The following is a 25,312-nucleotide window of genomic DNA, read 5'->3' as shown; positions in this document are numbered from 1 at the left end:
CGACGATGGTAGTGTGGCATTCGCCATGCGAGAGTAGTTCACCGCCAGGCTCCCAATTCAAGAAAGCCCGTCTCGTAAGAGCCGGGCTTTTTTACGTCTGTAACTTGGCTAAATACTGCGAAATAATAGCCAATAAAAAAACCGCTTACGCGGGCTTAATTTAAAATACTAGTAACTAGTTATACGACAGTTACTAATTGCGATGTAGGTTGCCGTATACGTCGTAACGCCATTGCGCATCAGACAATACATTAAGATATGTTATCGCTTTATCTGCGCTGATGGCTTTTATAAAATGGCCATTTTTATCAAGAAAAATTAGCCATTGCTTAGGTATAGTATTAATTTCGTTGTCTGCTACTGAGATATGCATGCCCAAATAATGAGAAATATTACCTTGCCAGCCATACATTACTTTAAACACATAATTACTTTCATAATCAGGGTGTAAATAGTTTGCCTGTTGTACCGCATTAAGTTGCTGTTTACTTACTACAGTTACTAATGCGATAGCATGACTGTCTGCAATAGTTTTATTAACTTCTTGCTGTTGTGCATTGGCTTGAGTCTTAGCGGAGCTTGCTTTACTAATTAGCTGTCGCTCTAACGGCATCGCAATGTCTAACGAGAATAGCGCGACTTCGTAGTTGTCGATCAAGGTTTGCAGCGCTTTAGTGTCTTGGCAGTCTGTTGGTGTATTAATGCCGTGCTTAACTTGGTTGGTTAGCTTGTTATCGGCTGCTAACAACAAGTTTAAATCTTGGGTATGCACTTTGCTTTGTAGCATAGCCAACATTCTGCTTTGCTCTTTATCTGTTTGTATAACTGCAATTTCGCCTTCTGTTGGCTGTTCTCTACATTGCTGATAATAGCGATTAATCTCGGCAGAATGCAGGGCGCTGCTAATTGCAGATTGCAATGTACGGCGTTCAGAAGATGAATAGCTACTCGCCATCGCTGGCATTGATGACAGCGCAGTTAAAAGAGGTAGAATAATTAACATAAAAGACACCTATAAAATATTGCGCGCACCTTAGCTTGAGTACGAATAAAAAGAAAGAAAATACTGGTTTGAACTGTCAGCAATGTTAACTAGATGTTTCTGCCAGTGCGGCTTTTAAATTTGCCGCTATGTGTTCGATAAACACTTTTTTATTAGGTAACGCAAAACGCAGTAACAGCGTTGTCCAGCCAAGTTGCTGCCATAATAAACCACATAACATGAGCTGAGTCTTAACGTCTATTGGCTGCTGCTGATTAAACCATTGCAACATTAAATGCCTCACTAACTCATACGGTCGTTTACCTTGGCTAAATAGTGCCAATTGCTGCAGATCTGCGTTATTAAGCGCTAATTGCTGTGGTGGTTGAGCTAAGGTTAGCGCTAATTCACAGCTTAACTGTGGATAATGCGGCAAAGCCCAGTATAGTTGTAAACTAAACTGCTGGTATAGCTCGGTTACCTTGTCGGTTGAACCCTTTACCGCACGTAACATTAAAATTGAATATTCCGCACTGGCCTTATCACTGCTTTGACCCAAACGTATTGGTTGATATTTTGCTTGATGCCAAAAATGTAACAGCTCTGTAGTTAAACCGAAACTGGTGCCTAAATAGGCAATATTGGCCAATTTAGCTTGTTGATAAATATGTTGTAGTAATACTGAACCTAGCTTTTGCCGCTGCAATACGGGTTGCACGGTAATTCGCATTACACGCCATAGCGGCAAGGTTGCTAGTTGCGGTTGCGCTAGATGAAAAGCCAAACTTTGCGCTAGCAAGTGCCCTTGTACGCGGCGTTCAGCGTGGTAAATATGCGTACAAAGTTCGCTTTCTAAATTACCTTCAATACTAATCAATGCACAGGCCAGTAACTGGCTATGTTGCTGCAAAGTAATGACCCGCAAGTGCGGGTTATCTAATAGGGCGGCTAAGTCTTTAACCTGAGTTTGATAATGTGCCAAGCTTAGTAAGCTAAATACCTGTTGTAATAATTCAGGCTGAGTTTGCCAATCGTTATTGCTATAGCTGTTAACGGATACTGGTTGAGTGGAATCGTAAGATACATCGTTGTCAGCATGCTTTAATAAAAAGCTATTAAAGCTAAGCTGCTCTAACGGATCGGCTGTTTGATAACGAATTGGTTGCTGTAGGTGTAGCTTCTTCCAACCTGGGCAATGTGCATCTAAATGCTGTTGAAAACGCAGCTGAAAGCCTCGGCCAGTGCCCTCATAACCGTGTTCAGTAGTAGCAAATACGATACGACTATAGCGAGCGACTAACTGTTGCAATACGGGGGTTGGAATTGCCGCCGCTTCATCTATTAACAGCAGGTCGGTATCTAGATTACTGCTGAGTAACTGATCAAAAGCGACAAACTGTAATCGACTATAATCTTCAGCGTTACACAGTTGTTGAAAGTGGCTTAATGCTGTTTGCGCCGCAGCCGGTGATGGTGCCGTTATAACAATAGTTTTACCGGCTGAAGCGAGTTGCGCTGCGGCAATACCTAGAGCTGCAGACTTACCTCGGCCACGGTCAGCGGTAATAACTAGTGGCCGACGCCTGTGACCGCTAACAACACGTAAAATGGCCATTACCGCTTGTTGTTGTTCGCCGGTAATATAGGGCGCGGTAATTTGTTCTGGTTCGGGTAGAGCCGGCCAGTTTAGCTGCTGAGTATCCTCATTGTTTTGCAACATAACAATATTTTGCTGTGCTAACTGTTGTAGCCAGAACGGTAAAAATTGCCCGACATGCAGTTTGGCGTCTAATGGGTAGGGTAATACGTTTTTGTGTGCCGGGTTTGGCTGAGCTTGCCACTGCGTTAATGGTGGGCAGAGTAATAGCCAGATGCCGCCAGCTTTAACGCAACCCATTGACGCGGCAATTAAGTCTGCCGGAAAACCGGAAAAGGCATTAATAATTAACGCATCACACTCGCTACCTAATAGTTGATAATTCTGCTTGCTGCTTAAGTTAATGGCGTTATCTGGTGCTGCATCGCCAATCCAATACAGCGTGTTTATGTCGGCATTATCGACCAGTTGCAATGCATTCATTAGTAATTGCTGCTGCTCGCCCTGCCACACTATTGGCAAACGTATATGATGTGCTGCAGCTTGGCGCTGCCACTGTCGTAGTTGCTGTAACGGTGGCATATTTGGCATTAGTCCATCGCTTGCAAACGGGCATAAGCGGTCACTAGCCACTTACTGCCTAAGCCATCAAAATTTACCTGAATACGTGATTGGCTGCCCGTGCCTTCATAATTGAGTACCGTGCCTTCGCCAAATTTATCGTGTAATACGCGCTGGCCAAGTTTAAAGCCGGTACTTTCAAAAGCAACATGTGATGCTGCGCTACCAAAGCGATTAAATTGAGTTGGCCGACTTACTTGAGTGGTTAAGCGAATTTCGTCTAAATATTCGGCTGGGATCTCGCGAATAAAGCGCGAAGGCTTATGGTGCTGTTCTTGGCCGTATACTCGGCGGCTTTCAGCATGGGTTAAATACAGCTTTTTCATGGCCCGAGTCATGCCAACATAACAGAGCCGTCGCTCTTCCTCTAAACGCGTAGGGTCATCACCACTTTGTTGGCTAGGAAACATGCCTTCTTCCATACCGCAAACAAACACTAACGGAAACTCTAAGCCTTTGGCGCTATGAAGCGTCATTAACTGCACTGCGTCCGAATGCTCTTCTGCTTGGTACTCACCAGCCTCAAGCGCGGCCTGCGACAAAAATGCTGCCAGGGGCGTCATATCTTCAGCGCGGCGTTCATCAAAGTTTTGGCAGGCGGTAACTAGCTCGTTTAAGTTTTCGATACGGGTTTCGGCTTTCTCGCCTTTTTCTGCCTGATACATAGCATACAAGCCAGATTGTTTAATGACATACTCAGACTGTTCATGTAGCGGCAATTCTAATGTATCGCTATGTAGCCGTTCAATCAGTTGCATAAAGTTATCAATAGCCGTGGCAGCGCGACCCGTTAGCTGCTTTTGTGCAAGCATCTGTTGTAAGCTTTGCCACATGGTTTGCTGTTGAGCCCGCGCATATTCACGCACTTTGCTTAATGTGGTATCGCCAATGCCGCGCACCGGCGTATTGATAACGCGCTCCAGTGCTGCATCATCTTGGCGGTTATTTAATAAACGCAGATAGGCTAAGGCGTCTTTAATTTCTTGGCGCTCATAAAAGCGTAAGCCGCCATAAATACGATAGTTTAAACCTTGTTGAATTAACGCTTCTTCTAATACCCGTGATTGGGCGTTATTGCGATATAAGATTGCTGCCTCGCTTAAGCGGTCGCCTTGTTTATGCCAGTCATTAATCCGGCCGACGATAAAACGCGCTTCGTCTAGCTCGTTAAAGGCGGTATATAGCGAAATGGTTTCACCCGCAGCGCCATCAGTCCATAGGTCTTTACCTAAGCGCCCGCTGTTATTGGCGATCACCGCATTGGCCGCTTTTAAAATGGTAGCGGTAGAGCGATAGTTCTGCTCTAAGCGCACTGTTGCTACATCGGGGAAGTCTTTTAGGAAGGTTTGAATGTTCTCTACTCTAGCACCACGCCAGCCGTAGATAGACTGATCATCATCACCGACAATCATTACCTTAGCATGTGAGCCAGCAAGTAAGCGCAACCACTGATATTGAATAGCGTTGGTATCTTGAAACTCGTCAACTAAAATATGGCGGAACCGCTGTTGATAGTGGTTGCGTACCTCGTCATTCTTCTTTAACAACTCAAAGCTGCGTAACAAAATTTCTGCGAAATCGACTAAACCCGCGCGGTCACACATATCTTGATAAGCGGTATAAATTTTAGTCATTTGCTGTAGGCTGAAATCACCGGCGGCATCAATCATTGCTGGGCGTTGGCCGTCATCTTTACGCGCATTTATAAACCATTGAATTTGTTTAGCAGGCCAATGTTTTTCATCTAAATTTAGCGCTTTAAGCACCCGGCGCACTAGCCGATACTGATCGTCCGAGTCGATAATTTGAAAGCCCTGCGGTAAGCCAGCTTCTTGATAATGCGCCCGCAGTAAACGATGCGACAACCCGTGAAAGGTGCCCATCCATAGGTTATTTAAGCTAACACCAATGGTGCTTTCAATACGGCCACGCATTTCTTGCGACGCTTTATTGGTAAAGGTTACCGCTAATAAACTAAATGGCGCTACGCGCTCTACCTGCATTAACCAGGCTAAACGATGCACCAACACGCGGGTTTTACCACTGCCAGCACCAGCTAGCACCAGCATATGCTGCGGCGATGCCGCCACCGCATCGCGTTGTTTATCGTTTAACCCATCTAGCAGGTAAGATACATCCATTAGTTTGCCTCGCTTTACATAATGACCGCCATTATAACAGGCAAAAGCCAAGCGCCAAGCTAACTCGGGTGTTTAGTGGATAAATAACCAGTGCTATTGCGATAGCTGTTGTAATACTACTTAATTAACTGCTGCAGGCTTTGCACATTAGTCATCCTAATATGCGGTAATACCGTTACACGGCTGTTGTGGTGATCTAACCAAGCCGCTTGGCAGCCGGCGCTTAAGGCCCCCATAACATCAGCGCGGTGGCTGTCACCTATATGTAATATTTGTTCTGGTGCTATATTTAATCGTTGCGCCGCTTTTAAATACATATCAGGGTAGGGTTTCATTCTGCCAGCTGGCCCAGCTTGTAAACTAAACTCAAACCAATGGCCAATGCCCATCTTATCAATACAGGCGTTACCGTTAGTTATGGCAATCAGCTGATAATGTTTAGCCAGCTGTTGCAGTAACTGTTTTATTTCTGGTTGCACAGTAATACGGGTTCTAGCCTGCATAAAAGCATCATAAGCCAATTGCGCTATTTCACCGGCTTCACACAGGCTTAAACCTAAGCTTTGTAAACCCGCATCAATAGCTAATAAGCGCCAACGGCCTAAATCGTGCCGGATATCGGGCGTTACTTTTGCCAGTTTTAAACGCTGCTGCCACCAAAAATTGCTGTCGGTTGTTGCCGCAACCGGTGCGTGTTTGGCCAATGCGTTTAACATGGCCTGCTCAGCGGCGGCAATCACCGGTTTGTTATCGTATAAGGTATCGTCTAAATCGAATGACAGTACGCTGATTGGGCTCAGTGCCTTAAATAATTGCATTGATACGGCCTTATTTTTTGCGCGCTCTAGGGTGGGCGTTATCGTACACCTTAGCCAAATGGGCAAAATTTAGATGAGTATAGATTTGGTTTGTTCTTAAAATAGCACGGGTAAAATTAATAAGTCTAAATTTCTAAATTTTATTAAAAAACCGATTGGAGAGCTAATCTTCGATCTTTAACTGATAAATCTCTTATATTTGCCTGATAAGTTTTGAGTTAATATTGCCTTAATCTAACGGTTTGTTTGTAATGATTGAGAAAAAACTCACTAACTTTTAAAAAGGAAAGTTTATATGAAAAAGAAATTATTATTTGTTTCTATTTTAGCTGTATTTGCGTCATTACCATTAAGTGCAATGACATGTACGTGTACATCTGGCAGCATGACTGTCGAATTTAAAGATGGAAAAACGAGTATATCGTGTACCGGCGGTGGTCGAGTCTCTTGTGAAATTCCATTTTATAGTGAGCTTTAATAACGATATTTATAAGTAAATAGGTTTGAATTTTCATTTTATACGGGTAAATGATATATGTGCTGTTTTGAGCAGCGCTATATCATTTTTATATGATATTAGGCCGTTTACTATAGCGGTATGGGAGGAAATACTTGAAGTCAATTATTGTAGGGGGGGCAGTCGCAACTCTGCTGTCAATTGTTTGGTTAACCGTCAGTAGTATAGGAGGACAAAGACAAGAAGAAGTTAGTTTATTGTCAAATAGCGTATTTACTGAAGTTGAATCAAACGCAAGTAATTCAAATAGCAAAAATCAATCAGCATCTCTTGAGAAGACTGATACGTTTCAAGAGGCCGTAAATACCGGTGAGCAGACTTATGATTCTACAGCCGTAAGGGATGATTCGGTCACAATACCGAGTAATTTGTCATCGGAAGAGGCGTTAAACAAAAGTTTTCTTACCAAAAGTGGCGCAGTAATACAGACTGCAATTGTTGATGCAATGAAAAGTGCAGATTTTAATCAGTTTTTATCTGGCATTACAGATATGGAGCGCAGTAGCAGAGCATTATCTCGTGAAAATAAACTACAGCTGTTTTTGCAAGAATCTAAATTACAAATATATCAGGAATCCTATGCCTGTTCTGGTCGTATTTGTGGTGTTATGTTAATGGTCGGCGATGATACAAGCGACGTTGAGCTTAAACAGTTACATTTATTTGAAACAAATTATAGTTTTTATAATATCACGAGAGACGAGAGCGGAAACAAAGTGCTTAAGGCCGTGTTTATTGAAACGGAAGATCCTAGTAATTTGACGCTCTCGCAATAAGGTATGACCGCCTTCAAGTAAGTTGTATCAGCAATATGTGTAGCAGTATAGTAACTGCTGAAGTATAAAATCTTATTTTGTATTCAGTAGTTTAATTAGATTTCTTCTTCGCTCTAGGGTGGGCGTTATCGTACACCTTAGCCAAATGGGCAAAATCGAGATGGGTATACACTTGAGTTGTACTTAAATTAGCATGGCCGAGTAGTTCCTGCACGGCGCGTAAGTCTTGGCTGGATTCAAGCATATGGCTGGCAAAGGAATGGCGTAACATATGCGGATGTACATGCTGGTTAAGCCCTTGCTGCTTAGCCCAAAGTTGAACGCGCTCACGCACATGTCGGGTACTAATACGTTTATGTTGTTTACTTAGAAATAGCGCCTGCTGATCTGGCTCTGGTAGGTTAGAGCAAAACACTGGGCGCTGTACTAACCAGTCTTTTACTGCGGCTAGGGCTATTTTACCTACCGGCACAATACGCTGTTTACTGCCTTTACCGGTTACGCGCAGCAATTGTTGTTGCCAGTCAATGTCGTTAATATTGGCATTTACTAGCTCTTCTAAACGCAGCCCTGATGAATAAAATAGTTCGAGCATGGCTTTGTCGCGGCAAGCTAAAATATCGTCGCTGCTGTCAAAGCTAAGTAAATGGTTAAGTTGATCAATACCAAGATTTTTTGGCAGTATACGCGCGGCTTTGGGTACTGATAAATACTGAGCCGGGTTATCACTGCGCTTACCCTGCGCCTGCAGAAAACGGAAAAAACTCCGTAACGCGGCAACCTTTAGTGCGATAGTTCGAGGTTTAGCACCGCTGCGGCGCAGGCTAATAATATGCTGTTTTAGTTGGTTGTCAGTTAGGTTTAACCAGTGGCTATCGGTTTCGCTAATGCTTAGTGCTAGTTGCTCTAATTGCCGCTGATAACTGTCGAGCGTTTTGCTGCTATAGCCACGTTCATATTGCAAATAGCGAATAAAGGCTAGCAGTGGCTCTTGCCACTGCGGAGATAGTTCTATGTCAGACGTTGTCATAGCTCGGCAGTAATTGCGCTAATATAGTCGCTAAATGGCTAATAAATAGCTTATCCATTGACGGTTGAAAGTGGTCGTCTTGCTCACTACCAAAGGCCAATAATGCTAAGGGCTTTTGCTCATTACTGATTAAAATAAGCGCTACTGAATGTATGTTTGGTGAAAACAAACCTTGCTGCTCTTCTTTATTTAAGCGGCCAAGATATACACCTTGCTGGTTTAGGCGACGTGATAATAGTAGCTTAAACTCATCCGCACTTTGCTCGTCAGTAAAGCGTAGTAAACGGCACTCCTGCACCTGCGGCATCGCGGTGGTAAATTGTTGCAAGCTCGCCTGAATATCCTTTACATTTTTTGCTTGATAAAGCTGTGCCTGTAATTGATTAAAGGCCAAGAAAACATGCTCGTTTTGTCTGGCAATAGACATTAAACGCGTAATATCATCTTCTAATGCTTGGATTTTTTCCCGTTGCAATTCTAACTGACGTTCTATTAGCGACACGCTGCCACGCTGCTGATGTGGTAAACGTAAGCTATTTAACAGCTGTGGGTATTGCTGAAAAAACTCTGGGTGATCTTGCAAGTATTCGCATATTACGTGCGCGGCAAGTAAATCTTTTTCTTGGATCAGGCTATCTGTCATAACATTATTTGTCCGTCGTAAACGTGTTCTGCGGGGCCGGTCATTTTTAGTGGTTGGCCAGGGCCATTCCAACGAATATGCAGGCTACCACCGGGCAAGTCTACTCGTACTTGCGGCTGTAATTTTTTTTGTAGCTGCCCGATTACTACGGCCGCACATGCACCGTTACCGGATACGGCTATTTCACCTAAAGTACGCTCCCATACGCGTAATTTAATATGGCTTGGGCTTATTACCTGCATAAAACCGATACTTGCGCGTTCGGGAAAACGCTCGTGTAGTTCAAATAACGGGCCTTGTACTAGCACTTGCGCAGTAACGAGGTCGTCAACTTCAACCACTGCGTGGGGTGAACCCAACGATACAACGCCGCAAAGTATAGTGTGCTCTTCAGCCCGCAGAATATAGGTAACTTCTTGCTTTTGCGCTTTAAACGGCACTTTGGCGGGGTCTAGCTGTGGCATGCCCATATTAACCGTAACCTGACCGTCGGCTTCGACATACAGAATAACTTTACCAGATTTAGTACTGGCGCTAATTTTATACTTGTTGGTTAAACCACGCGCCCGAACAAACTTGGCAAAACAACGCATGCCGTTGGCGCATTGCTCTATTTCTGAGCCATCGGCATTAAATATACGGTAATGAAAATCCAGTTCAGGATCATACGGTGGCTCAACCATTAGTAACTGATCGAAACCAATACCGGTATTACGATTCGCCAGTGCTTTAATTTGCTCTTTGGTTAAAAACACATTCTGGCTTACTGCATCAACTAGCATAAAGTCGTTGCCAAGGCAGTGCATTTTAGTGAAATGTAGCAACATCGGCGCCCTTAATTAGTCGGTAACGACGTGTTCGCCACGCCATAAATCCTGCCATTGTTCACGGGCGCGGATTAAATGCACTTTGTCGCCATCAACTAGCAGTTCGGCGGCGCGTGGGCGGCTATTATAGTTAGAACTCATGGTAAAGCCGTAAGCTCCGGCAGAGCGCACAGCGAGCAAATCGCCAGCGGCAATCGCCAGTTCTCGGTCTTTGCCAAGAAAATCGCCTGTTTCACATACTGGGCCAACAATATCATACATCGCGCTTGGTGCATGGGTGTGCATATTTACTGGTATGATGGCTTGCCACGCGCTATACAGTGCTGGACGAATTAAATCGTTCATGCCGGCATCGACAATCGCAAAGTTTTTTTCTTGTCCTGGCTTTAAAAACTCAACCTTCGTTAGCAATACCCCTGCGTTGGCCATAATGGCGCGACCAGGCTCCATAATGAGCTCTAACTGTGGGTAGCTTTTTAAGCGCTCGACCACTTTACCAATATAATCAGCGGTGGATGGTGGAGTTTCGTTATCGTAGGTAACGCCTAAACCGCCGCCAATATCAATATGCTTTAGCATAATGCCATCGCTGGCTAATTGGTCTATTAGCGCCAACAGCTTTTCTAACGCTTCTAAAAATGGTTGTACTTCAGTAAGCTGCGAGCCAATATGGCAATCAACACCCACCACGTTTAAATGGCTATAACTGGCGGCTTTGCGGTAAATGTCACGCGCCAACAGAATATCGATACCAAATTTATTCGCTTTTAAGCCCGTTGAAATATACGGATGTGTTTTTGCATCGATATCTGGGTTTACCCGAATAGAAATAGCCGCAGGTTTATTTAAGCTGCTAGCAACGTGCTGTAGGCGGTCTAATTCGGCTATAGATTCGACGTTAAAGCATTTAATGCCCAAGCCTAACGCTAGGCGTATTTCGTCTTCAGTTTTTGCTACGCCAGAGAACACCACTTTTTTGGCATCGCCACCGGCAGCAATAACGCGGCGTAACTCGCCGCCCGATACTATGTCAAAACCGCTACCAAGTTTAGCGAGTAGGTTTAAAATAGCTAAGTTGCTATTGGCTTTTACTGCATAGCACACCAAGCTTTGTGGATGCGCCGCTGCGGCATTAGCAAACGCGTGGTAATGTCGTTCAATAGTCGCGCGTGAATATACATAGCAAGGTGTACCGAAGTTATTGGCAATATCAGCTAGCGCGCATTGCTCGGCAAAAAGTTGCTTATTTTGGTAATTAAAATGGTCCATGTTAGTCATCCAATGATTGAATAGGATCGGCGTTGTTTTGCTGTGGTTCTGCCACTTCTGGTGCCGGTTGTGGTAAGGTAAGCGGACCTTTTTGACCACACGCATTCAGTAAGCTGCATAACATAATGACAGCGGCGACAGTTAATAGCGGACCTTTGGTTTTAAAAGCGTGCATGATGTTATTTTTTTATGGCGATTGCGTTCTATAATCGCATCCTTAGCGATAAAAGCAAACAGGTGAAGTAGATGAATGACCTAGAATATGATGATTTGACCGATAGTGTGTTACTGGCGGTGGAACAGGCAGTCGAAAATGCCGATGCCGATTTAGATTATGAGTCCCATGGTGGCTTATTGAGTATCAGTTTTGCTGATGGCAGTAAAATTATTATTAACAAGCAATCACCGCTGCATCAGTTGTGGGTAGCTACCAAATTTAACGGCCACCATTTTGAATGGAAAAATGGTCAGTGGATAGATAACCGCAGCGGTTCAGAGTTTTGGCAGTTACTTAACGATGCGGCCACTAAACAGGCTGGCGTACCGCTAAATTTAGCGCCTTAAGCGCAGTTGTTTTTGGAATAGTGTAATGGCTTTGCTTCCTTTTGTTGATGTTAAAGCACAGGGTGATACCCGTGCTGTTGTAGTGTGGCTGCATGGCTTGGGTGATTCGGGCCATGGTTTTTCGCCAATAGTGCCTGAGCTGCGCTTGCCCGCTGATGCTGGTATTCGATTTTTATTTCCGCATGCGCCAGAGCGTCCCGTTACCGTTAATGGCGGTATGCGTATGCGTGCTTGGTACGACATTAAAACCATGGACTTAACCAATCGCGCTGACGAAGATGGCGTACGCGAGTCGGCCGCAGCAGTGCAGCAGCTGCTAGATAAGCTTATTAGCGACGGCATTAGCAGTGAGCGTATTATATTAGCCGGCTTTAGCCAAGGTGGCGTTATAGCGCTGCATTTACTGCCGCGGCTAACCTACAAGTTAGCCGGAGTAATGGCGCTGTCCACGTATATGTGCGCACCAGATAAATTAAAAGACGAAGCTAATAGCGTGAATAAAGCTACACCGGTACTGGTAGCGCATGGCAGCCAAGACCCTGTGGTACCGATTTTTGCCGGTCAGCAGGTATATCATACGCTGAAAAATGCTGGGTTTAACGTGAACTGGCATGAATACAAAATGCCGCACAGTGTATGCGCGCAAGAAGTGGCAGATATCAGCAGCTTTATTCAGCGACAGTTATTGGCATAAGCAGAGAGTTAATATGAACAAAATTCGTATCGCAACCCGTAAAAGTGCACTGGCAATGTGGCAAGCCGAGTATGTAAAGGCGGAACTGTTGCGTCATCATCCGCAATTAACGGTAGAGCTGGTGCCAATGTCGACGCAGGGCGATAAAATTTTAGATACCCCCTTGGCAAAAATTGGTGGTAAAGGTTTATTCGTTAAAGAGTTAGAACAGGCGATGCTAGATGGTTTGGCCGATATTGCCGTGCATAGTATGAAAGATGTGCCGGTAGAGTTTCCCGACGGCTTAATGCTGCATACCATTTGCCCGCGTGAAAACCCACAAGATGCCTTTGTGTCAAACCAATTTACCTGTTTAGATGAATTGCCGCATGGCGCCGTAGTGGGTACGTCTAGTTTGCGCCGCCAATGCCAGCTAAAAGCGCTGCGCCCCGACTTAACCGTACGCGACCTGCGTGGCAACGTAAATACGCGTTTAGCCAAACTCGATAATGGTGAATATGCAGCTATTATTTTGGCTGCCGCTGGGTTGATTCGCTTAGGTTTTCAGCAGCGTATTGCCAGTTTGTTATCTGTAGAAACCAGCTTGCCGGCCAATGGTCAGGGTGCTGTAGGCATAGAGTGCCGTAGTGATGACTTTGCAGTACAGCAACTACTTAAGCCACTAGAGCATAGCGAAACACGCAGTTGCGTACTGGCCGAACGGGCAATGAACCGCAAACTACAAGGTGGTTGTCAGGTGCCTATTGGTGCTTATGCCGAAATTGAAGGTGATACGCTATGGCTACGCGGTTTAGTTGGCTCTCTAGACGGTAGCGAAATTATTCGCCACCAGCTAAAAGGCCCAGTAGCCGAGGCTGAACAGCTGGGTACGGAACTGGCTGAATATTTATTACAGCAAGGTGCTGATCGTATATTGCAGGCGGTTTATCAGGCTGGGTTATGAGTAATCAAATGCCAGCGCAGATCCCGTTTTTAATTACGCGGCCGGCGGGTAAAGCTGATAACTTGTTGGCGTCGTTAGATACTAGCGGTATTGCCTATTTGTATCAGCCACTAATTACCACCGCACAGGTAAGCATAACTGCGCAAGATCACCAATTGTTGCAACAAGCCGACGCAGTGGTCTTTGTTAGTATTAGCGCGGTAAGTTGTTTGCAAAACCAGTTTGATGGTGCGCGACTTACTGCGCCGCTATTTGCGGTGGGTGAGACCACCGCTCTGGCATTAAAGCGCTGGTTAGGCCGCGATGTATCGGTGCCAGAGGACCAGCGCAGCGAGGGTATGTTGCAGTTACCCCAGCTACAGCAAATGACGGGGAAGCAGGTTGTTGCTGTGCGCGGCAATGGTGGGCGTGAACTCACAAAGCAAACATTAACGGCGCGTGGCGCAACCGTGCGCTATGTGCAAAGTTATAAACGTGTGCCGCTACTATTAGATGGTATTTTGCTCTGTCAGCAGTGGCAGCTAGCTGGCATTCGTTGTATTGTTGCTACCAGTAACGAAATTTTACAGCAGCTATTTAACATAGTGCCTAGCGAGCATCAGTATTGGTTGCAACAGTGTGACTGGATCTTGGTCAGCCCACGTATGCAGGAAAGCGCTATTGCACTAGGTATTAACGCCGAACGTATAACACTGGCAGATAATGCCAACGACAGTGCATTACTAGCGGCTATTAGTCAGCTACAGAGGGAATATCAATGAGCGACAGCTTAGAGCGTGCATCAGAAATGGAAGCACCATTACAGCAACTAAAGCAGAAAATTGAAGCCGAGCCCGTACCTAGTCGGCGCGGCGGTTTTACTGGTGGCTTAAGCTTGTTACTGGTGCTGATATTAGCCGTCGCTATTGGCGCCGGCGCTTACTGGTTATGGCCGCAATGGCAGCAGCTGCAACAGCAAACAATAACGTTGCAGCAGAACCAGCAGCGTTTAGTTGAGCAAGGGCGGCAGCAACAAGATAGCAGTACGCAATTATTACAGCAATTGCAGAGCGATCAGCAGCAATGGCAAACACAGTTAGAGCGTAGCCAACAGCAAAAGCAGCAGCAGTTACTCACGCAAAACGAAGCACAAATTCAAGCATTGCGCCAATTAGTGCAGGAACGAGATAGTGCGCCGCCACGGCATTGGGTACTGGCAGAAGTAGAGTACTTGCTACGTTTAGCCGCGCAAAAAGTATGGTTAGAACAAGATTTTTCAACCGCTCGTGCGCTGCTTAGCAGCGCTGATGAAAAGTTAGCCCAGCTAGCCGAGCCGTCATTAGTGTTAGTTCGCCAAGCCATTGCCGCTGATACAGAGCAGCTTGGCCGTATTACTGTGCCCGATGTAAGCAAGGCTTACGTGCAGTTGCAGCAGTTACAAAAGCAGGCGATGAACTTGCCGCTAAAACTGCAAGTAACCGCGGACACCAAAAATAGCGCGCCCTCTAGCGAGCTGAAAAATTGGCGCGAAACACTAGCATTTCACTGGCACAATACCTGGCAAGGTTTGCTTAACCCTAGAAGTGCGGTACCAGAAGATTACTTCGATTTAACTCACGAGCAGCAACTTATGTTGCGCATTGCACTGCAGCAGCAATTACAACTAGCTCAGTTAGCGCTAATGCAGCGGCAACAGCCACTTTATGTTGCAGCATTGCAGCAAACCAGTGATAAATTGCAGCGCTACTTTAATGCTGATGATGTTGGCGTGCAGCAGTTCAGTTCGGTACTAACCGAGCTAGCCGAAGTAGAAGCTTCGCTGCCAAGTGTGAAGGTGTTAACCAGCTTAGCGCAGCTAAAGCAGTATCAGCAACAACTAGCGGGAGAGAGCTTATGATCCGTGTCTTGCTGCTTATCGGTATACTAGCGGCAGCCATGTGGTTTGGCCCAATGCTGGTGAATAATGCTGGCTACATTAAAATTATTGTTGCCGGTACCGTATTTGAAACCACCTTGCTTGGCCTTAGTCTGCTTATTTTGGCACTAATCGCCGTAACATGGTTTATTGGCATAGTGCTGCGTAAATTACTGCGCTTACAGCATATTTCCTTTAACTTTTTCCGCTGGCGCCGGCAACGTAAAGCTCAGCAAGCCTATGAGTTGGGTTTACAGGCGTATGCTAAACAACAGTGGAAACTAGCTAGTCAACATTTGGCTAAAGCCTGTCATGACGACTTTATGCTAGAAGAAAAACGCTTATTTGCGGCTTATGCGGCATTTTATGCCGGTGATATTAATCAGGCTAACAGCTACATTGCAGCCCTGTCAGCTGAAAGTAACAGTACGCTATTTGTACAAGCAGATTTGTTGCTACAACAAGATCAAGCGGCTCAAGCTTGTGTATTACTACGCGACAAAGTTACGGCTGACACTGAAGATAAGGGCTTAGGGCAGTTATATTTATATGCGTTGCAGCAAGCGGGGCAATGGCAACAGTTATTGCAGGTCGTGCCATTAGCAATAAAACAGCAATGGTTTGATAAAGATAAATGGCGTCAGCAACGCTTTGATATTTATCCGGCGGCTATTAGCCAGTTAAGTCAGCAACAGCGGTTTGATGAAAATGCTGACTATTGGCTTAACCTGCCGGCTAAAGAACGTAAATCTACCGCAGCTAATGTTGGTCGCGCTTGGGCAATGGCACAAAGCGGCCAAAATGAAGCCGCTGAAAAGCTGCTGGTTAGTCAGCTACAGTTAGACGAGTTGCCACTAGTATTGCCTTACCTTCGTAAAATTCCATTAGGGAAATCGGTACTTAAGTTGCGCAAACAAGCACAACATTGGTTACGGGATCACGCCAGCAATGGCTATGTTTATGCCTTATTAGCTTATTTAGCCGAGCAAGAGGGCGAACCGCAACAAGCCGAAATAGCGTGGCATAAAGCCCGCCAATACGAGCCTCGGCTTGGCTAGTACCGTATTAACTGGCTTAGCAGCAAGCAGTTTATCAACGGCTAAGGTGTTGGTGCTGGGCAGTATGCCTGGCACTGTGTCGCTTAAGCAGCAACAATACTATGCCCATCCTCGTAATCTGTTTTGGCCAATAATGGCTAATCTTGTCGGCTTTTCTGCCGAGGCTAGTTACTCTGCCAAGTTACAGGCCTTAAATGCCGCAGGCGTTGCGTTGTGGGACGTGATAGGCCATTGCCAGCGTAGTGGTAGTTTAGACAGCGCGATTCGTGATGAACAAGTTAATGACTTCGCTAGTTTCTTTACCGTTCAGCCTAATTTGCAGGTTATAGCGTTTAATGGTGCTAAAGCGTGGCAAAGTTTTAACCGGCACGTGCTTTCAAAGCAGCCGCTGCCAGCAAAACTGATATTGTTTCAATTACCGTCTACCAGCCCAGCACATGCGGCTATGGGTTTTCCAGAAAAATTAGCGCAGTGGCAGCAGCTTAAGTCATTTATCGTTAAAAATTAATTAATGCACACATGCGGAATTAACCTCAGCTAAATAGCTCAGAGAGTACTGATATTGATTTAGCTAGCCAGCAGTTATCAACAATTTAAACACTTAGGTTGATATATACTGTTCAAGTCGCTGTTTTAACATGCCTTCAATCACTGCGGCTTTACCGGTTTTTTGGTCTAAGCAAACAAAGGTAATATCCGCGTCGGCAACCAATTTATTAGTGCCGGCAATATAAATAGCTTGATGAATTACTGCACTTTTACTACCAACTTTACTAAAGTGGGTTTGAATTTCTAAACTATGGCCTACTGTTGCCGCTTCTCGATAATTAATATTAATGTTTACAATTACCCAAGCCAATTTTTGCTCAGCAAACCACACGATATCGCCGTGGTCTTCTAAATAACTCCAACGTGCTTCTTCTAAAAACTCTAAATAACGAGCATTGTTAACATGTTGATAGATATCTAAATGATAACCACGAACTTTAATTAGGGTTTTATGCTGCATGATAAACGTGACCCATTCTGTAAATTTAATAAAGCGTAATAAGTGTAAATTGTACGTATTAATTTCTATTCTTATGAAGAGGGGGAATGATACATCTATTATCCTAGCGTGTAATAATAATTAGATTTGAACCTGAATCTGAACAGCTCCTAAGCTAAAGTCGGTAGAAAGTTGCTGAGCTGATTGCTTAGTATCCTCAATCAGCGAGCTGATCTCGGCCAGTTGTTTTTCGGTATCTTTATCGCCTTTAGGCAGCATGGCTTTTAGCATATTAAACAGTGACTGTAATTCTCTGACGGCATCTTGCAGCAGCCGTTGATCAGCTTGGCGTTGCTGTTGTTCTATTTTACTATCTGCCTCCGGTGTTGGTTGCTGTAAATTTGCGGCTTTGTCTGCGGTTTCTGTTTCTGCGTTGCTATCTTCAACGGCTTCAGCTTCATCAGATAAAGCTGACTCTACTTTGGGTTCGGTTGGTACATCAACTACGGGAACGCTTGCATCTGCTGTTGCTGTATTTTCCATATTATCAGGGTGCGCTGTAAATGACATATCGGATGCTGAGCTACTGGCTGTCCCTCCTTCTTGCAAATCTTTAGCTGCCCCTTTTAATTCACCAGCCAGCTGTTTTAACTCTCGTATAAGGGCTTTAGATGCCATACTACCAAACATCATCAGCATTTTTTTTAGCTGATCAATGCGCATTTTAACCTCAGCAACGCGTTCGCGAGCTCTAGCTTTTTTAGCTTGCTGTTGCTGATCCATACTGGATCTTACCGCCTTAGATAAAGCCAACTTTGAACGAGCAACTTCGCTCAGACTTACCTGGACAGATTCATTGTTTTTTGGCATGGCTTCCGCATGGCCGCGCTGCTCAGGCTGTTGCGAAGTGCTATTAGCAGCTTTATTGCCTGCCTTATAAGCCTGCAATATGCGATTAGTTGGAATAGATGAAACCATAACTGATAGCCAGATAAATGTTTTCACTGTTATCGGCAAGAATGGATAAAACTTAAGCATTGGTAGGAAAACACTGAATAAGCGTTAAATGTTCAGAGCCAGTGTTAAAAAATGCTGCAAATAACAAAGGCCACTTTCGCAGCCTTTGGATAATAAAAATGTTATTAATTAGCGCGGCTTATAACTTCTTCAGCTCTATATCACCGCTTACTGTGCTTAGTTCCACGCTGCCATCACCATTGCCTAATGTGAATTGCAGGCTACGCGCTGGGCCGTATTTTGCTTTACTGGCTTTGTCGCTGCTTAGTTTGTTGTCTATACTGCCACCAGCAGAGGCTTTAATATTGATGCGGGCGCTGGCATTGTTATCCAGTTCTAATTTAATATCACCACTTACGCTGCTGCCACTGACATGTGGATTGGCTGAGCCTGTTAATTTGGCGCCAACTTCACCGTTTACGGTGTTTAACTTTAGGTGTTTAGTGCCATTTAACTCTAATTCGGCATCGCCGTTTACGGTGCTGACACTTACTTCTTCAGCGCGGCTTTTAACCTTAATTTTGCCGTTAACTACGTCATAGCTCAGACGCCCGCTGGAGCCTTCGTCGTTAATTGTGCCGTTAATTGAGCTTAGCTCTACCGTGCCGCTGGCATTTTTGATTTTAATTTCGCCATTTACTGTGCTTAGTTTTACACTATTGCGTAAGTCAAAAGCTGTAATATCACCGTTTACCATACTAATTTGGCTGCTGCCGTGAATATTATTTACGGTAACATCGCCGTTTACGCTTTTAAATTCAATGCTGCTGCCTGTTGGCACAGCAAAGTCTAGTTTTGCGCTGTTGGCGTGGTCTTGCCCGTTGTAATTAACCTGGCGTGGCATAGTCATTTCAAAGCGGGTAAAGCCTCCTTTGCTATCCAGAGTGTAGCCAGTGGCATTTTCATCTAGTTTACCGCTGGCTTTAAACTGGCTATTACTTACGGCATTAATCGTTATTTCACCGCTCATCACTTCTATATAAATTTTTTCGTTAGCACTTACCGCTCGGCTTTCATTTACAGCTATACGGGTATCAGCTAAGGCCAGTTGACTAAACCCTAACAACATTAAACTGACAAGGTTAAAGGCCCAAATTTTTTTAATTGTATTCATGTATTATCTCCTAACTTATTATTAAAGGCTGTTGTACTGTCGCCTGTTGCAGGTAAGACAGCTGTTGTTGATATAAACGTTGTAACTGTGCTAACAGCAGCGGTTCATCTGGATAAAATGTTAACGCTTGGCGTACTTGGGTTATTGCTTGATCCCATACCCGTATTTGTTGTTGCCAGTTATCAAAGCCTTCAGCTACGGCCACTATCTGACTTAGCTGGGTAGCTTTTTGTTGTTCATATTGCTGCAGTAAAATTAGTTCTGCAGTAGGCATAGCCGCTGTAATGGTTGTATTGGGTGATAGGGCTTGCCAACCAAATACACTCAGTAGCCCCAGCATGGCGGCAATCCCCCAATATCCGCGTGTGGATTTAATGGTATTTGGCGGTTGCGCTATGGTTTGTGGGGGTTGTGCTATTTCAAGCTGAGCGGCGATATCTGGCCATAAATCACGTTGTACGGCTATGTGCGCTGCTAGCTTGCTAATGGCGTTATCAAGTTGTTGATCATTCATCTGCTAACCACTCCTGTAACAACTGTCTGGCTCTGAAATATTGTGCTTTAGACGTACCTTCGGCTATACCCAGCAAGGTGGCTATTTCTTGGTGCCGATAACCTTCCAAAGCAAACAAGACAAATACGGCTCGGGCCTGTGTGGGCAAGCGTTGTATGGCTTGTTCTAGCGGAGCCATTTCACTGCTGCACATTGTTGCTTGCTCAGCCAGCTCCGGTTGCTCGTCATTGCTGTCCGTTAAGCGCAGGTATTTTTCTTGGCGCCAGATATTAATAGCGGTGCGGGTGGCAATACTGTGTAGCCAAGTAGCGAAACTGCTATCACCACGGAATTCTGCTAGTTGCTGCCATGCCTTAATAAAAATATCCTGACAGGCATCTTCAGCTTTTTGCTTGTTGGCTAGTAAGCGCCAGCAAATAGCGTAAACCCGGCCGATATACTGCTGGTACAGGTAGTAAAAGGCTTGTTTGTCACCTTTTTGCGCAGCTGTAACTGCCTGCGCAATATCCATTGCCATAAACGCCCTTAATTACCCAAGTTATTGTATGAACTGTCAGGTTAGTCGGCAGGATAAAGCGAAAGGTTTAAACGTAGTTAAGTTTTTTTATTATCGGATAATCTGGCTGCGTCATGGCAACCAGTTAAATGAGGCTAAATATACGCAAAGGCATCGCAAAACATATTCTCTCGTTTTGCGCCTTGTTGTAAAAAAGCGTCTCGCACTACGCCCGCCATGGCAAAGGGGCCGGCAATATAAATGTCATACTCAGCTAAGGAGGCAAAATCGTCTAACACCGCTTGGTGCACTAAGCCGGTTCTGCCTTGCCATTCTGGGGTTGAATGCTGTATGACGGGAATAAACTGATAGAGTTGATTGGTGCTGGCCCATTGCTGCATTTCTGGATGATGATACAGCGCTTCAACATCACGTACGCCCCAATAAGCAAAAACCGGGCGCTGAATATTCTGTTTAGCGAGCGTTTGGGCAATGCTATAAATATACGAAAACCCCGTGCCACCGGCTAATAAAATGAGTGGCCGTTTACTATCGGTACGTAGTTGAGCATCGCCTAAACCAATTTCTGCTAATACTGGTTGCTTAGCGGCAAATAATTGCTGTAAGTGAGCTAAGGCTTGGCTGGAAAAGTTATCTGCTACTGATGCTCCTATGTGGAGTTCAATTTGCTTGCTACCGGCATGGCTAGCTATGGAAAAAGGGCGTTTATCTTCAGCGGTTAAGCATAGCTGTAAATATTGACCACTTTGATAGCTTATAGGTGTTGTAGGCGTTAATAGCACGCGGTTAACAGTAGGCGTTAAGGGTTCAATAGCATCAATAGTACAGGCAATTAGGGTCATAGCATTCTCAGATAAATAAAGGTGTAATTATAAATTGGCATATCAAGGTTGCTTAGTTGTTCGCCAAGTATACTTGATGCTTGGCGCCAAGATTAAGGCTGCGCCGGCAGGTTAATGCCCAACGTGTGCCAAATGTCGTCAACCCGCTGTTTTATTGCCGGATCCATTACTATGGGCTCGCCCCATTCGCGGTTGGTTTCGCCTGGCCATTTATTAGTGGCATCCATACCCATTTTAGAGCCTAAGCCCGAAACGGGTGAGGCAAAGTCTAGATAGTCTATGGGAGTATTTTCTACCAAGGTGGTATCGCGTGCTGGGTCCATACGGGTGGTAATGGCCCAGATCACATCTTGCCAATCACGGGCATTAATATCGTCATCGCAAACAATCACAAATTTGGTATACATAAACTGGCGTAAATACGACCATACGCCCATCATTACGCGCTTAGCATGGCCTGGGTATTGCTTTTTCATGGTAACCACAGCTAACCGATACGAGCAGCCTTCGGGCGGTAGGTAAAAGTCGGTAATTTCTGGAAACTGCTTTTGCAGTATGGGCACAAAGACTTCGTTTAATGCCACGCCTAAAATAGCCGGTTCGTCTGGTGGTCGGCCGGTGTAGGTGCTGTGGTAAATAGGGTTTTTACGCTGCGTAATATGCGTAACAGTAAATACCGGAAAGCTATCTACTTCATTGTAATAGCCGGTGTGGTCGCCATAAGGACCTTCTGGCGCCATTTCGCCGGGTTCAATGTAGCCTTCTAGCACAAACTCTGCACTGGCTGGCACTTGCAAGTCGTTGCTAATGCATTTTACCACTTCGGTATTATCACCACGTAGTAAACCCGCAAAACCATATTCAGATAAGGTATCGGGTACTGGCGTAACTGCGCCTAAAATAGTCGCTGGATCGGCACCTAATGCCACAGATACGGGGAAGCGTTCACCCGGATGCGCTTTTTGAAACTCATAAAAATCTAACGCGCCGCCACGATGCGATAACCAGCGCATAATGAGTTTGTTTTTACCTAATAGTTGCTGACGGTAAATGCCTAAATTCTGGCGCTCTTTATGTGGACCACGAGTAACCGTGAGGCCCCAAGTAATAAGCGGCGCGGCATCGCCTGGCCAGCAGGTCATAATAGGTAGCTTAGTTAAATCAACCTCATCGCCTGTAAGCACTATTTCTTGGCATGGGGCTTTTTTAACCAGCTTGGGCGACATATTCAGCACTTGCTTAAATAGTGGTAATTTACTAAAGGCGTCTTTTAAGCCTTTAGGTGGCTCAGGTTCTTTTAAGAATGCCAGTAATTTACCTACTTCGCGCAGTGCCGATACGTCTTCTTGGCCCATACCTAGTGCCACGCGTTGTGTGGTACCAAACAAATTAGCTAATACTGGCGTTTTAAACCCTTTTGGGTTTTCAAACAAAATAGCCGGGCCGCCAGCGCGTAAGGTGCGGTCAGCAATTTCGGTCATTTCTAATACTGGGTCTACTTCAGCTTTAACACGGATTAGTTCACCGCGCTGTTCTAGCTGGTCGATAAAGTCACGTAAGTCTTTATATTTCATCTTTGCCATCGAGCCATATCGTTATTGCCGGCTATTATACAGCTCTGTGCCACCCTTGCTAGTTTAGCCTGCCTGAGGCTAAGATTATCTGCTAGAGCGGTTGATAGTAGCGACATGTTGTCTAAACCTCGTTATACGCAAACACAAGCCAAAAAGCTCATAATGGATTGCTTGGTGCTGACGCTAGCATATCAAAATTCGCTATAGCGCAGAATGGCAGGGCTTGGTCGAAAAAACTAGTAAGGCGTTATAAAGCGCGTTAAAGTCGGATAATAATTAGACAGAACTATTACTACCTATGGATTTTCCAGACAGCGTAAAGCAACAAACCTGCAGCGATTGCTTAAGTGGTCAATCACTTGGCTTTCAAATTCGTATGGCGTTTCAGCCTATTATCGATTGGCAAACGAAAAGTATTTTTGGCTACGAAGCGCTAGTTCGAGGCCCCGAAGGTGAGGGCGCGGGTTGGGTGTTTCAGCGTATTAATGACAGCAATAAATATTATTTTGATCAAGCGTGTCGTGTAAAAGCAATAGAAACGGCAGCGAGGCTCAATTGCAGCACGTTTTTAAATATTAACTTTTTGCCTAATGCCGTGTATAACCCTGAAACCTGCATTAAGGCAACTATTGAGGCAGCCGATTTATATGGCTTTGATCTTAATAAGCTTATCTTCGAAGTTACTGAGGGGGAGGAAATTCCAGATAAAGCCCATTTAAACCGTATTTTTCGCAGTTATGCCAAGCGCGGATTTCAAACGGCGATTGACGATTACGGTTCTGGTTATGCAACACTAGAGTGGTTAATTGAACTACGGCCACATATCTTAAAATTAGATATGGAACTAATTCGTAACATCGAGCTGCATCCTGCTAAGCAGCATATTGTGCAGCAAGCCATTGCGCAGTGTGAATTACAAGGGACAACGGTGTTGGCTGAAGGTATTGAAAGCCAGAGTGAGCTTGATTATTTGGCATCAAGTGGGATTCGTTATTTTCAAGGCTATTATTTCGCGGAACCTCAATTAGAGCAGCTTGTTGGCGTCAATGAAGTGCACGGGCTGGTTCTCTAGTTTTATTATAACTGCAGACAGCGATAGCTGAATGTGGCAGTATATTTGGCCATCTAGGCATCTTGAAATTACCTGAGAATAGCTATGAAACCTGATACCCGTTTAATTCATGCTGGGCGCAATAAACAGTATACCGGCAACGTCGTTAACCCTCCGGTTGTGCGTGCTTCGACCATTGTATTTGAAACTTTTGCTGAGCTAAACCATGCCAGTATTAATCGAGCAAATAGGGTACCGTTTTATGGCCGACGCGGTACCGATACCCATTTTGCATTACAGCAAGCAATGTGCGAGCTAGAAGGTGGCGCAGGTTGTGCGCTTTACCCTTGTGGTGCTGCAGCTATTAGCGGTGCATTATTAGCGTTTTTAAAAACGGGTGACCACCTATTAATGGTTGACAGCGCTTATGAGCCTAGCCGGTCATTGTCCGACAAACTATTAGCTGGGCTGGGTATTGAAACCACCTATTATGACCCGCAAATTGGTGCCGGTATCGCCAACCTAATTAAGCCTAATACGAAAGTTATTTTTCTTGAATCACCCGGTTCATTAACCTTTGAAGTGCAAGACATTCCGGCTATTTGCGCGGTAGCAAAACAGCATAATATCGTTACTATTTTAGATAATACCTGGGCTTCACCTATTTTATGTAAACCCTTTGATTTGGGTGTTGATGTATCAGTGCAGTCGGCAACCAAATATATTGTCGGTCACTCAGATGTGATGTTAGGCACGGCTACAGCGAACGAACAACATTGGCCGCAGTTGCGCGAGCATAGTTATTTGCTCGGTTACTGCACGTCGGCCGATGATGCTTACACGGCACTGCGTGGTTTACGTACACTAGGTGTGCGCTTGCGACAGCATGAGCACAGCGCATTAACAGTAGCTAACTGGTTGGCACAACGGCCAGAAGTAAAAACCGTGTTACATCCAGCATTACCCTCCTGTCCCGGGCATGCTCTTTTTAAACGTGATTTTAACGGCAGTAATGGCTTATTTTCTTTTGTCTTAAAGCAGGCTAATCAGCAGCAGGTTGAAGCTTTTATTGAGGGCATGCAGCACTTTAAAATGGGCTTTTCCTGGGGTGGTTATGAAAGTTTAATTACCGCCAGCATGGACGTGCAACAGCTACGTACCGCCACAACGTGGCCCTATACTGGGCCGCTAATACGGCTACACATTGGTTTAGAAAACGTAGACGATTTAATTAGCGATCTTGCCGCGGCATTTAGCCGACTTTAACGACTAGATAAAAACACAGCAGCACGTTAGGCGTTAAGGTATTCAGCCGCATTTT

Annotated in this window: 27 protein-coding genes; 11 read left to right on the top strand and 16 right to left on the bottom strand. The window is 44.9% G+C overall.

Going from position 1 to position 25,312, the window contains the following annotated elements:
- Nucleotides 1–193: 193 nt before the first annotated feature.
- The 4 genes from MN199_RS12705 to MN199_RS12690 form a co-directional block, all read right to left on the bottom strand.
- Nucleotides 194–1,003 (bottom strand): hypothetical protein, encoded by an 810-nt coding sequence (locus MN199_RS12705; protein ID WP_335739672.1) that lies wholly within the window; start codon nt 1,001–1,003, stop codon nt 194–196.
- Between the two features lie 85 nt (nt 1,004–1,088).
- Entirely contained in the window at nt 1,089–3,170 is a 2,082-nt protein-coding gene (locus tag MN199_RS12700; protein WP_335739671.1) for a tRNA(Met) cytidine acetyltransferase TmcA domain-containing protein, read from the bottom strand.
- The gene (gene uvrD / locus MN199_RS12695; RefSeq protein ID WP_335739670.1) at nt 3,170–5,341 is read right to left on the bottom strand and encodes a DNA helicase II; all 2,172 of its coding nucleotides are present in this window, start codon (nt 5,339–5,341) and stop codon (nt 3,170–3,172) included. Before uvrD ends, MN199_RS12700 begins: the two co-directional genes overlap by 1 nt.
- Before the next feature lie 116 nt (nt 5,342–5,457).
- Complete coding sequence (locus tag MN199_RS12690; protein WP_335739669.1) at nt 5,458–6,159, bottom strand: HAD-IA family hydrolase; 702 nt, start codon at nt 6,157–6,159, stop codon at nt 5,458–5,460.
- A gap of 295 nt (nt 6,160–6,454) precedes the next feature.
- On the opposite strand from MN199_RS12690, the gene MN199_RS12680 reads away from it, so the two are divergent.
- Together MN199_RS12680 and MN199_RS12675 are read left to right on the top strand one after the other, a co-directional pair.
- The gene (locus MN199_RS12680) at nt 6,455–6,637 is read left to right on the top strand and encodes a hypothetical protein (RefSeq protein WP_335739668.1); all 183 of its coding nucleotides are present in this window, start codon (nt 6,455–6,457) and stop codon (nt 6,635–6,637) included.
- A gap of 134 nt (nt 6,638–6,771) precedes the next feature.
- On the top strand, nt 6,772–7,452 hold the full coding sequence (locus MN199_RS12675; RefSeq protein WP_335739667.1) for a hypothetical protein: 681 nt from the start codon (nt 6,772–6,774) through the stop codon (nt 7,450–7,452).
- Between the two features lie 91 nt (nt 7,453–7,543).
- Here MN199_RS12675 and xerC read toward each other — a convergent pair whose 3' ends face one another.
- The 5 genes from xerC to lptM are packed head-to-tail and all read right to left on the bottom strand — an operon-like array spanning nt 7,544 to nt 11,396.
- The gene (xerC, locus tag MN199_RS12670) at nt 7,544–8,482 is read right to left on the bottom strand and encodes a tyrosine recombinase XerC (protein ID WP_335739666.1); all 939 of its coding nucleotides are present in this window, start codon (nt 8,480–8,482) and stop codon (nt 7,544–7,546) included.
- Nucleotides 8,469–9,125, bottom strand: a complete 657-nt coding sequence (locus MN199_RS12665) for a DUF484 family protein (protein WP_335739665.1) — start codon at nt 9,123–9,125, stop codon at nt 8,469–8,471. Before MN199_RS12665 ends, xerC begins: the two co-directional genes overlap by 14 nt.
- The gene (gene dapF, locus MN199_RS12660; protein ID WP_335739664.1) at nt 9,122–9,952 is read right to left on the bottom strand and encodes a diaminopimelate epimerase; all 831 of its coding nucleotides are present in this window, start codon (nt 9,950–9,952) and stop codon (nt 9,122–9,124) included. The genes MN199_RS12665 and dapF overlap by 4 nt, the downstream gene beginning before the upstream one ends.
- Before the next feature lie 12 nt (nt 9,953–9,964).
- The gene (gene lysA, locus MN199_RS12655) at nt 9,965–11,221 is read right to left on the bottom strand and encodes a diaminopimelate decarboxylase (RefSeq protein WP_335739663.1); all 1,257 of its coding nucleotides are present in this window, start codon (nt 11,219–11,221) and stop codon (nt 9,965–9,967) included.
- 1 nt (nt 11,222) lies between these two features.
- Nucleotides 11,223–11,396: an LPS translocon maturation chaperone LptM gene (gene lptM, locus MN199_RS12650; protein WP_132580813.1), complete on the bottom strand. Its 174-nt coding sequence runs from the start codon at nt 11,394–11,396 to the stop codon at nt 11,223–11,225.
- 71 nt (nt 11,397–11,467) lie between these two features.
- On the opposite strand from lptM, the gene cyaY reads away from it, so the two are divergent.
- Genes cyaY through MN199_RS12615 form a run of 7 tightly spaced genes read left to right on the top strand, consistent with a single transcriptional unit; the run spans nt 11,468 to nt 16,882 of the window.
- A complete protein-coding gene (gene cyaY, locus MN199_RS12645; protein WP_132580815.1) occupies nt 11,468–11,785 on the top strand; it encodes an iron donor protein CyaY in 318 nt (105 codons plus the stop codon).
- Between the two features lie 25 nt (nt 11,786–11,810).
- Nucleotides 11,811–12,479: an alpha/beta hydrolase gene (locus MN199_RS12640; protein WP_132580817.1), complete on the top strand. Its 669-nt coding sequence runs from the start codon at nt 11,811–11,813 to the stop codon at nt 12,477–12,479.
- Between the two features lie 13 nt (nt 12,480–12,492).
- Complete coding sequence (hemC, locus tag MN199_RS12635) at nt 12,493–13,422, top strand: hydroxymethylbilane synthase (RefSeq protein ID WP_132580819.1); 930 nt, start codon at nt 12,493–12,495, stop codon at nt 13,420–13,422.
- Nucleotides 13,419–14,183, top strand: a complete 765-nt coding sequence (locus tag MN199_RS12630) for a uroporphyrinogen-III synthase (RefSeq protein WP_335739662.1) — start codon at nt 13,419–13,421, stop codon at nt 14,181–14,183. Before hemC ends, MN199_RS12630 begins: the two co-directional genes overlap by 4 nt.
- Nucleotides 14,180–15,298: a uroporphyrinogen-III C-methyltransferase gene (locus MN199_RS12625; protein ID WP_335739661.1), complete on the top strand. Its 1,119-nt coding sequence runs from the start codon at nt 14,180–14,182 to the stop codon at nt 15,296–15,298. Before MN199_RS12630 ends, MN199_RS12625 begins: the two co-directional genes overlap by 4 nt.
- The gene (locus MN199_RS12620) at nt 15,295–16,374 is read left to right on the top strand and encodes a heme biosynthesis HemY N-terminal domain-containing protein (protein ID WP_335739660.1); all 1,080 of its coding nucleotides are present in this window, start codon (nt 15,295–15,297) and stop codon (nt 16,372–16,374) included. The genes MN199_RS12625 and MN199_RS12620 overlap by 4 nt, the downstream gene beginning before the upstream one ends.
- Nucleotides 16,367–16,882 carry a DNA-deoxyinosine glycosylase gene (locus MN199_RS12615; RefSeq protein ID WP_335739659.1) on the top strand — a complete coding sequence of 172 codons (516 nt, stop codon included), beginning with the start codon at nt 16,367–16,369 and terminating at the stop codon, nt 16,880–16,882. Before MN199_RS12620 ends, MN199_RS12615 begins: the two co-directional genes overlap by 8 nt.
- 93 nt (nt 16,883–16,975) lie before the next feature.
- On the opposite strand, the gene MN199_RS12610 is transcribed toward MN199_RS12615, so the two are convergent.
- From MN199_RS12610 to ubiD, 7 genes are all read right to left on the bottom strand, one after another.
- Complete coding sequence (locus tag MN199_RS12610) at nt 16,976–17,383, bottom strand: acyl-CoA thioesterase (protein WP_335739658.1); 408 nt, start codon at nt 17,381–17,383, stop codon at nt 16,976–16,978.
- Nucleotides 17,384–17,503: 120 nt separating this feature from the next.
- Complete coding sequence (locus MN199_RS12605; protein WP_335739657.1) at nt 17,504–18,340, bottom strand: hypothetical protein; 837 nt, start codon at nt 18,338–18,340, stop codon at nt 17,504–17,506.
- Nucleotides 18,341–18,518: 178 nt separating this feature from the next.
- Nucleotides 18,519–19,493, bottom strand: a complete 975-nt coding sequence (locus MN199_RS12600) for a DUF4097 family beta strand repeat-containing protein (protein WP_313907692.1) — start codon at nt 19,491–19,493, stop codon at nt 18,519–18,521.
- Nucleotides 19,494–19,503: 10 nt separating this feature from the next.
- Nucleotides 19,504–20,007: a hypothetical protein gene (locus MN199_RS12595; protein WP_132580839.1), complete on the bottom strand. Its 504-nt coding sequence runs from the start codon at nt 20,005–20,007 to the stop codon at nt 19,504–19,506.
- Complete coding sequence (locus MN199_RS12590; RefSeq protein WP_132580841.1) at nt 20,000–20,524, bottom strand: RNA polymerase sigma factor; 525 nt, start codon at nt 20,522–20,524, stop codon at nt 20,000–20,002. The genes MN199_RS12595 and MN199_RS12590 overlap by 8 nt, the downstream gene beginning before the upstream one ends.
- A gap of 134 nt (nt 20,525–20,658) precedes the next feature.
- The gene (fre, locus tag MN199_RS12585; RefSeq protein ID WP_335739656.1) at nt 20,659–21,366 is read right to left on the bottom strand and encodes an NAD(P)H-flavin reductase; all 708 of its coding nucleotides are present in this window, start codon (nt 21,364–21,366) and stop codon (nt 20,659–20,661) included.
- A 92-nt stretch (nt 21,367–21,458) separates the two neighbouring features.
- Nucleotides 21,459–22,940, bottom strand: a complete 1,482-nt coding sequence (ubiD, locus tag MN199_RS12580) for a 4-hydroxy-3-polyprenylbenzoate decarboxylase (protein ID WP_335739675.1) — start codon at nt 22,938–22,940, stop codon at nt 21,459–21,461.
- Between the two features lie 298 nt (nt 22,941–23,238).
- Here ubiD and MN199_RS12575 point away from each other — a divergent pair, with 298 nt between their 5' ends.
- On the top strand, nt 23,239–24,012 hold the full coding sequence (locus tag MN199_RS12575; protein WP_335739655.1) for an EAL domain-containing protein: 774 nt from the start codon (nt 23,239–23,241) through the stop codon (nt 24,010–24,012).
- An 84-nt stretch (nt 24,013–24,096) separates the two neighbouring features.
- Nucleotides 24,097–25,257 carry a cystathionine beta-lyase gene (locus MN199_RS12570; RefSeq protein ID WP_335739654.1) on the top strand — a complete coding sequence of 387 codons (1,161 nt, stop codon included), beginning with the start codon at nt 24,097–24,099 and terminating at the stop codon, nt 25,255–25,257.
- Nucleotides 25,258–25,312: the final 55 nt, after the last annotated feature.

This window comes from Rheinheimera metallidurans, from assembly GCF_036983985.1.
Classification (GTDB): domain Bacteria; phylum Pseudomonadota; class Gammaproteobacteria; order Enterobacterales; family Alteromonadaceae; genus Alishewanella; species Alishewanella metallidurans.
This window is presented reverse-complemented; position numbering and strand designations above follow the sequence as displayed.